The sequence below is a fragment of the Kitasatospora sp. NPDC088742 genome, assembly GCF_055584905.1.
In genome coordinates this window covers 1-6087 of sequence record NZ_JBVJLD010000047.1, presented here as the reverse complement: position 1 = coordinate 6087, position 6087 = coordinate 1, and the positions used below count along the sequence as shown (strand labels likewise).

Here is a 6087-nt window from a genome sequence, read left to right as displayed (position 1 = left end):
CGGGGCGGCGGCCGCCGGGGAGTGCCCGGATGCCGCCGCCCCTCGCCGTGCGGTGCTCAGTTGGCGCGGTCGAAGTCGATCGCGCTGTAAGCCCGCAGCTTGGACAGCTTGTGGGTGGAGTGGATCTCCCGGATGGTGCCGCTCTTGGAGCGCATCACCAGCGAGCTGGTGGTGGCGGTCTCCGAGCGGTAGTGCACGCCGCGCAGCAGCTCGCCGTCGGTGATGCCGGTGGCGACGAAGAACACGTTCTCGCCGCTGACCAGGTCGTCGGTGGTGAGCACCCGGTCCAGGTCGTGGCCGGCGTCCAGCGCGCGCTGGCGCTCGGCGTCGTCCTTGGGCCAGAGCTTGCCCTGGATCACACCGCCCATGCACTTCATGGCACAGGCCGCGATGATCCCCTCGGGGGTGCCGCCGATGCCCATCAGCAGGTCGACGCCGGTGCCCTCGCGGGCGGTCATGATCGCGCCGGCCACGTCGCCGTCCGAGATGAACTTGATCCGGGCACCCGCCTCGCGGATCTCCCGGACCAGGTCGTTGTGGCGGGGGCGGTCCAGCACCATCACGGTGACGTCCTCGACCGCGGTGCCCTTGGCCTTGGCGACCCGGCGGACGTTGACCGCGACCGGGGCGGTGATGTCGACGTACTCGGCCGCCTCGGGGCCGGCCACCAGCTTGTCCATGTAGAAGACCGCGCTCGGGTCGAACATGGTGCCCCGGTCGGCGACCGCGAGCACGGCCACCGCGTTGGCCATGCCCTTGGCGGTGAGCGTGGTCCCGTCCACCGGGTCCACCGCGACGTCGCACTCGGCACCGGTGCCGTCGCCGACCCGCTCGCCGTTGTAGAGCATCGGGGCTTCGTCCTTCTCGCCCTCGCCGATGACGACGATGCCGTTCATCGAGACGGTCGAGACTAGGGTGCGCATGGCCTTCACGGCGGCGCCGTCGGCGCGGTTCTTGTCGCCGCGGCCGACCCAGCGGCCGGCCGCCATCGCGGCGGCCTCGGTCACCCGGACCAGTTCGAGGGCGAGGTTGCGGTCGGGGGCCTCCGGGGCCACCACCAGGGAGCTGGGGAAGTTGCTGTGCGGGGCGGTCATCGTCGTGACCTCTCTGTACGCGACGGCCAGAGCGCCCGACAGAGCTTGCCTGGTCGAACGCCGTGATGAGGGTCCTGCGATCGTATCCGTCCATCAGATGACTGTCTGTGGCGCACCCCCGGTGGCCGGGTGTTCCGTCCGGTTCCGTCCTGGTTCACCCGTCGGAGTGCACCCCGGTTGTCCGAAGTCCGAGGGGCATGGGTCACCATGTGGGGGTGGCAGGCAAAAGCAGCATGAGAGGCCGGCAGACGGTACGGGACATGGTCCTGTCGATGCTGGCGGTCGGTGTCGTGGTCTTCGTCGGGTACCTGTTCATCCCGCACTCGGAGGGCGGCGGGATGAAGGCGGTCGACTACCGCTCCACGCTGGCCTCGGCCAAGCGGGCGGCCCCGTACCCGGTGCTGGCGCCCGAGGGCCTGGGCGCGGACTGGAAGGCCACCTCGGTCAGCTACGACGGCGGTGCCAAGGGCTCCGCCTCCTGGCACCTGGGCTTCGTCACCCCCTCCGGCCAGTACATCGCGGTGGAGCAGCGGGTGGCCGAGCCGGACAAGGCGGTGGCCGAGGTGGTCGAGGGCGCCAAGCCGGACGGCACGGCCTCGGTCGGCGGCCAGGAGTGGCAGCGCTACCAGGGCAAGTCCTACCGCGGCCTGGTCCTGAAGACCGGCGGTGCCACCACCGTGGTCACCGGCACCGCCACGTACGAGGAGCTGACCGGGTTCGCCCGCATCCTGAAGTGACCCCGCGTCCAGGGCGGCCCCACCTCCCGGACGACGAAGGAGCCCCCGGCCGATGGCCGGGGGCTCCTTTCATGCACTGGTCCAACCGCTGACGGGAGGTCAGACGGTGGTGACGACCTCGTCGTACTCCAGGCGCGGGGAACGCGGGAACCAGGCGTCCTCGCCCGGCTTGCCGATGTTCACCACGGCCAGCACCGAGTGCTTGCCGTCGCCGAAGAAGTCCTTGTTCAGGCCATCGGCGTCGTAACCGGTCATCGGGCCGGCGGCCAGGCCGGCGGCGCGGATGCCGATGATGAAGTAGGCGAGCTGCAGCGAGGCGTTGAAGCGGGCCGACGCGGTGCGGCCCTCGATCTCCTCGAAGAAGCTCTTGGCGGCCGGGAAGTGCGGGAAGAGCTTCGGCAGCGAGTCGTGGAAGTCGTGGTCGGCGGCCAGGATGGCGACCAGCGGCGCGGCCTCGGTCTTCTTCTTGTTGCCGTCACCGAGGTGCGAGACCAGGCGGGCGCGGGCCTCGTCCGAGCGGACCAGGACGATGCGCAGCGGCGACTGGTTCATCGAGGTCGGCGCGTACTTGACCAGGTCGTAGATCGCCTGGACCTGCTCGTCGGTGACCGGCTCGTCGGTGAAGGTGTTGGCGGTGCGGGCCTCGCGGAACAGAAGGTCCTGAGCGACGGCGTCGAGAACCAGGGTCATTGCAGTCCACCTCATGCGGAAAGGGAACAACGGGAAGCTTCGAACAGCCGGTCCTGCGCCGTTCGTACGGTCCCAACGTTAGGTGAAACTTAAACTATTCCGCAACTCAGTAGTGGGCCCTGTCACACGGAGTTCACAGCAGCCCCTCCGGCACCGCCCTCGGCGGCCAGCGCCGCGTCCAGCCGCGCCCGCGCGCCGTCCAGCCACCGCTGGCAGACCTTCGCCAGCTCCTCGCCGCGCTCCCAGAGCGCCAGCGACTCCTCCAACGGCACCCCGCCGGCCTCCAGCCGCCGGACCACGTCCAGGAGAGCATCACGCGCCTGCTCGTAACCGAGGGCGTCGTCGCCGTTATTCCCCGCAGACTCTGTCATGTCGTCAGGGTAGGCGCAGCGGAGGACAATTCACGGCCGTGCCCCGCCCCGTCCGGCTAGCCTTCGCGGCATGATCACCGTACGGACCGCCACCCCCGCCGACGCCCCCGAGCTGGTGCGGCTGCGCGGGCTGATGTTCGAGTCGATGTCCGGCGCCGCGGCGCCGGGGGAGTGGGAGGCCACCGCCGAGGCGGTGCTCCGGGAGCGGCTCGCTGCGCCGCCGGAGGAGCTCACCATGCCCGCCTTCGTGGTGGACGACCCCGGGCGTCCGGGCCGGCTGGCCGCCTGCGCCGTCGGGACCTTGGAGCAGCGGCTCCCCGCGCCCGGCCACCCCGACGGCCTGTTCGGCTTCGTCTTCAACATCTGCACCGACCCGGACCACCGCCGCCTCGGCTACGCCCGGGCCTGCACCGCCACCCTGCTGGAGTGGTTCGACGCCCGCCGGGCCACCCGGGTCGACCTGCACGCCACCGTCGACGGAGAGCGGCTCTACCGCGAGCTGGGCTTCGCCGAGCACTCCGTCCCGCTCTCCCGGCAGCGGCTGCTGGTCGATCAGTCCTGATCCACCGTCACCTCGAAGGCGCCCTCGGCGACCCGGGCGTGCAGCCTCTCGCCGGCCGCCAGCGCCGCCGGGTCGGTGACCACGTGGCCGTCCGCCCGCTGGAGCACCGCGTAGCCGCGCTCCAGGGTGGCCAGCGGGGAGAGCGCCACCACCCGGGCCAGGGTGTGCCCGAGGTCCGACCCCGCCGCGTCCAGCCGGTGGCCGAGCACCCGGCGGGCCCGCCCGACCAGCTGGGCCACCTCCTCGGCCGGCCCGTCCACCAGCCGGTGCGGGGCGGCCAGCACCGGGCGGCTCAGCACCCCGGCCAGCCCGGCCCGCTCGCGCTCCACCCGCTGGACGACGTACCGCCGGGCCCGGTCCCGCAGCTGGTGCACCCGGGCCAGCTCCTCGCCCACGTCCGGGACCACCCGCTTGGCGGCGTCGGTCGGGGTGGAGGCCCGCAGGTCGGCGACGAAGTCCAGCAGCGGCTGGTCCGGCTCGTGCCCGATCGCGCTCACCACCGGCGTCCGGGCCGCCGCCACCGCCCGCACCAGGACCTCGTCGGAGAACGGCAGCAGGTCCTCCACGCTGCCACCGCCCCGGGCCACCACGATCACGTCCACCTCGGGGTGCTCGTCCAACTCCTTGACCGCGGCGGTCACCTGGGCCACCGCGGCGACCCCCTGCACCGGTACGTTCCGCACCTCGAAGCGGACGGCCGGCCAGCGGCGCCGCGCGTTCTCCAGCACGTCCCGCTCGGCCGCCGAATCCCGGCCGGTCACCAGGCCGACGCAGTGCGGCAGGAACGGCAGCGGCTTCTTCCGCTCGGCGTCGAACAGGCCCTCGGCGGCCAGCGCCCGCTTCAGGTGCTCCAGCCGGGCCAGCAGCTCGCCCAGCCCGACCAGGCGGATCTCGGTCGCCCGGAGGGACAGGGTGCCGCGCGCCACGTACCACTCCGGCTTGGCGTGCACCAGGATCCGGGAACCCTCGCGGACGTCCTCGGCCACCTGCTCGAAGACCTGCCGGAAACAGGTGACGGTCAGTGAGACGTCCCGGTCCGGGTCACGGAGCGTCAGGAACACCACCCCGGCGCCCGGACGGCGGCTCAGCTGGGTGATCTGCCCCTCCACCCAGACCGCCCCCAGCCGGTCCACCCACCCGCCGATGAGCGCGGACACCTTGCCGACCGGGATCGGCGCCTCGGGTGAGCTGCTGTTCGCCATACCGACGAGGCTATCCCTGCCCACCCACGCTCGGCAGGGCAGCGCCTCACGGGCGCGGCAGAGCGTGCGGCCGGGGGCGCGAGGAACTGCGCGAATCGGAAGGCGACCCAGCGTGAGGCCGGGGCACGAGAGCCAGTTGCACGTGTTGCCGTTCCCCGCGCGGGGGCCGCAGCACGTGCAACTGGCTGACGTACCCTCAGTCACTGGTGCGTCGCCTTCCGAACTCGCGCAGTTCCTCGCGCCCCTGGGGCGACCGCCGTCGCGGCCACTAGTGCCGTTCCCGGCAAGGTTTGCCCCGTCACGCCGCCCGGCACGCACTCTCGCCGCACCGGCCAAAAGCCCGGGTAGCTCCGCTACGACGGGCCTTCGCCCGGCACGCCGATAGCACGCACCGAACGACGCGACGGGGCAAACCTTGCCGGGAACGGCACTAGGCTGGCGGGGTGTCAACTGCGGGGAGTGGCGAGGCGATGGCGATCTCCAAGGGCGCGAACGTGCCGGTGGACGCGGCCGAGGTGCGGGTCGAGCTGGGCTGGCGTGCCGGGCCGGGCGTGCCGGACGCCGATGCCTCGGCGCTGCTGCTGTCCGGCGGCCGGGTCCGTTCCGACGCCGACTTCGTCTTCTACAACCAGCCGCAGGACACCTCCGGCGCCGTCCGCCACGGCGGCAAGCAGCAGCTCCCGGACGGGTCCGTCCTCGACGGCCTGACGGTCCGTCTGCCCGGCCTCGACCCCGCCGTCGAGACGGTGGTGCTCGCCGCCTCCAGCGACGGCGGCCCGTTCGGTGCCCTCCCCGGTCTGTACCTGCGCCTGCTGGACGCCGTCACCGGTGCCGAGCTGGTCCGCTTCGAGGACACCGGCGCCAGCACCGAGACCGCCTTCGTGCTCGGCGAGCTCTACCGCCGGGCCGGGGCGTGGAAGTTCCGGGCGGTCGGCCAGGGCTACGACTCCGGCCTGGCCGGTCTGGCCACCGACTACGGCATCCAGGTGGACGAGGAGCCCGCCCCGGTGACCGCCCCCGCCTCCCACCCGGCCCCGGCCCCCGCTCCTGCCCCGCCGATGCCCGCCGCGCCGCCGGCCGCCGCCCCGGCCCCGCTCAACTTCTCCAAGATCACCCTCACCAAGGAGGCCCCCAAGCTCTCGCTGCGCAAGCACGGCGCGGTCGGCGGCCTGCTCCGGGTGAACCTCAACTGGTCGGCGGCGCCGCAGGCCGCTGCCCCGGCGGCCCAGCCGCAGAAGACCTCCGGCTGGCTGACCAAGCTCCGCAACGCCGCCCAGGGCCAGGGCACCAACGCGCTGGCCGGCCGGGACCTCGACCTGGCCTGCCTCTGGCAGCTGCGGGACGGCAGCGCGGGCATCGTCCAGGCGATCGGCGGGCGCTTCGGCGGTCTGCACGAGCCGCCGTTCGTCCAGTTGGCCAACGACGACCGCA

Annotated in this window: 7 protein-coding genes; 3 read left to right on the top strand and 4 right to left on the bottom strand. The window is 72.8% G+C overall.

What is annotated here, in order from left to right; all coding sequences use genetic code 11:
- Positions 1-56: 56 nt before the first annotated feature.
- Positions 57-1094 carry a class II fructose-bisphosphatase gene (gene glpX / locus ACZ6ZR_RS29520; RefSeq protein WP_465647450.1) on the bottom strand — a complete coding sequence of 346 codons (1038 nt, stop codon included), beginning with the start codon at positions 1092-1094 and terminating at the stop codon, positions 57-59.
- A gap of 260 nt (positions 1095-1354) precedes the next feature.
- On the opposite strand from glpX, the gene ACZ6ZR_RS29515 reads away from it, so the two are divergent.
- Positions 1355-1831 carry a DUF4245 domain-containing protein gene (locus ACZ6ZR_RS29515; RefSeq protein ID WP_465647448.1) on the top strand — a complete coding sequence of 159 codons (477 nt, stop codon included), beginning with the start codon at positions 1355-1357 and terminating at the stop codon, positions 1829-1831.
- Positions 1832-1930: 99 nt separating this feature from the next.
- Here the strand turns inward: ACZ6ZR_RS29515 and ACZ6ZR_RS29510 are convergent, their stop codons facing one another.
- Complete coding sequence (locus ACZ6ZR_RS29510) at positions 1931-2521, bottom strand: malonic semialdehyde reductase (protein ID WP_465647446.1); 591 nt, start codon at positions 2519-2521, stop codon at positions 1931-1933.
- 122 nt (positions 2522-2643) lie between these two features.
- Entirely contained in the window at positions 2644-2892 is a 249-nt protein-coding gene (locus ACZ6ZR_RS29505; RefSeq protein WP_465647444.1) for an exodeoxyribonuclease VII small subunit, read from the bottom strand.
- A gap of 70 nt (positions 2893-2962) precedes the next feature.
- Here ACZ6ZR_RS29505 and ACZ6ZR_RS29500 point away from each other — a divergent pair, with 70 nt between their 5' ends.
- Entirely contained in the window at positions 2963-3454 is a 492-nt protein-coding gene (locus tag ACZ6ZR_RS29500; RefSeq protein ID WP_465647442.1) for a GNAT family N-acetyltransferase, read from the top strand.
- On the opposite strand, the gene xseA is transcribed toward ACZ6ZR_RS29500, so the two are convergent.
- Positions 3445-4656, bottom strand: a complete 1212-nt coding sequence (gene xseA, locus ACZ6ZR_RS29495; RefSeq protein ID WP_465647440.1) for an exodeoxyribonuclease VII large subunit — start codon at positions 4654-4656, stop codon at positions 3445-3447. The two genes, ACZ6ZR_RS29500 and xseA, sit on opposite strands and share 10 nt — an antisense overlap.
- A 470-nt stretch (positions 4657-5126) precedes the next feature.
- Here xseA and ACZ6ZR_RS29490 point away from each other — a divergent pair.
- A partial coding sequence (locus ACZ6ZR_RS29490; RefSeq protein ID WP_465647438.1) for a TerD family protein occupies positions 5127-6087 on the top strand: 961 nt, incomplete at its 3' end.